The organism is Corynebacterium striatum ATCC 6940 (genome assembly GCF_000159135.1).
Lineage (GTDB): Bacteria > Actinomycetota > Actinomycetes > Mycobacteriales > Mycobacteriaceae > Corynebacterium > Corynebacterium striatum.
Genome location: NZ_GG667525.1, coordinates 4,487 through 6,276, shown reverse-complemented (window position 1 = coordinate 6,276; position 1,790 = coordinate 4,487). Strand labels below are relative to the sequence as shown.

General features: G+C 44.9%; 3 protein-coding genes. All 3 read left to right on the top strand.

The window, feature by feature from the left end; translation table 11 throughout:
• The coding region (locus HMPREF0308_RS13355; protein WP_080548652.1) for an MFS transporter at positions 1 to 1,119 on the top strand (1,119 nt) is incomplete at its 5' end.
• An 8-nt stretch (positions 1,120 to 1,127) separates the two neighbouring features.
• Positions 1,128 to 1,565 carry an NUDIX domain-containing protein gene (locus HMPREF0308_RS09700; protein ID WP_005531122.1) on the top strand — a complete coding sequence of 146 codons (438 nt, stop codon included), beginning with the start codon at positions 1,128 to 1,130 and terminating at the stop codon, positions 1,563 to 1,565.
• On the top strand, positions 1,552 to 1,790 hold a 239-nt coding region (locus tag HMPREF0308_RS14035), incomplete at its 3' end, for a hypothetical protein (protein WP_005531121.1). The genes HMPREF0308_RS09700 and HMPREF0308_RS14035, both read left to right, overlap by 14 nt.

Sequence of the window (1,790 nt, the reverse complement as noted above, 5' to 3'; positions counted from 1 at the left end):
CCTTTATATATATCGGCTTATATCGGTATCGTCTTTCTGGCGGAAACCATTTCCGTGTTTACATTGATTCCCCTTGGCAAAGTTTTGCGCAATAAAAATGTTCTACTGGGGGTTGAAGTTTTTAGGCTCGTTTGTGTAGTGGCATTATCGATAGTTTTACTTCTGGGCAACCATTTGTATCTCGTTTTAACGCTATTCGCTATGGCGTCAGGAATATTAAATGGCTGCTTTGAGGTTCTGCTTTTATCAATCTTCCCTAGATGCTTTCGAGATTCAGCGCATCTAAAAAGAGCAAATGGAATAATGAAGAGCCTTGACTCAGCTGCAAACTCCGCAGGTACCGCTATTGCTGGGGTTCTGTTGGACATTTCTGGCAAAACGTACTGCTTAGTTGCCGGAGCGGCTGGATATCTTGTGTCAGTAGTTCAGATCTATAGATCGGGTTTGTATGTTCGGGAAAGAGATATCTCTTCCAACAACGATAGTCACTGGTTTGAATTATTTCTGAGCGGTCGTAGGTTAGTTCGAAAGCGTCCAGCCATTAGATTTTTGATGGGTGTGGGAAGCTTGATTAACTTTGCTGCCTCCTTAACAACCGGAACTATGGCCGTCTATGTGATTCAAGAACTTGGCTACTCTTCGGTATTCTTGGCTGCAACAGGAATCTCGGTAACTGCTGGGACGATTCTTGGAGGATTTTTGTCTATCCGATTGAGCGGTTCCGGGAGGAAAGAACTTGTCAATTCGTTAATCGTCTACTCGCTAGGTGCTGTACTGCTAGCGTCCCCCGTCTTAATGCCGGATTGGTCGAGCTTCAACTCATATGCTCGAACAGCTGTGTTGCTAGGCCAATTTATTATTGGGCTCGGTTGCGGAATATATATATCCGTAAACTCTACTTTTCAGCAAGCGAGTATACCAGAGGGCGAAAGGGTTGCGACGTTTTCAGTTGTACGAACTTATAACCGTGTTTCTATTCCATTGGGAATGATCGTGGGAGGCGCTATAGCGCAAGCTTCTTCTGCAGGATACTCATTCGCGCTTTCGGCAATATTGGTAACGGGAATTTGCTCGGCTACAGCTTTTTTGTCCCCCAAAGTATTCGATAACGTGATCTAAGGAGAAAAATGATCGACTCTCAAACTGGATGGTTTTTTGTTCACGCTAGTGTGAAGGTTATTCCAGTCCTCGGCGGTAAGGTGCTATTGGGGCTTAATCCTAGGGGGGATTGGGAGCTACTCGGAGGCTGGCCGGACAGGGGAGACTTATCGCTTCGCGAGACAGCTCAGCGCGAGTTGAAAGAAGAGGCAAATTTGGAGACTCTCCCCGATACCCTAGTAGATGCGTTTCTTCTAAGAGATCCGAAAGTGGAAAATCCGGTTGCGATTATCGCATATGGGGTCACCGTGTCATTGAATGAAGGGATTGATATTAGTGAAAGCATCGAGCATGAAAAGCTAGGTTTATTTGGAAAGGATGAGATTTCGGGTTTGCAAAATCTCTTGCCGGAATATAAGACCGTGATTTTGAAATATCTGGAGATGAGTGGAAATGACAAAAGCTAGTCAATATAAACAGAGGCTCGACAGAGATCCTTCCGAAGGTCTTAAGCGAAAGCTATCGGCTGATGAGGTGATGAAGTTGACGAACGAACTTGGAGACTGGCGTTCGTTTACTGCAGTCCCAGAGAAAATTAGAGAGTATTCTGAGGAACCAAGTTTTCGTGCTGCGTTGTCTGCCTTTTCAGATATGGATAGTGGAAATAAGCGTCAAACTTTACAGGGGATTTG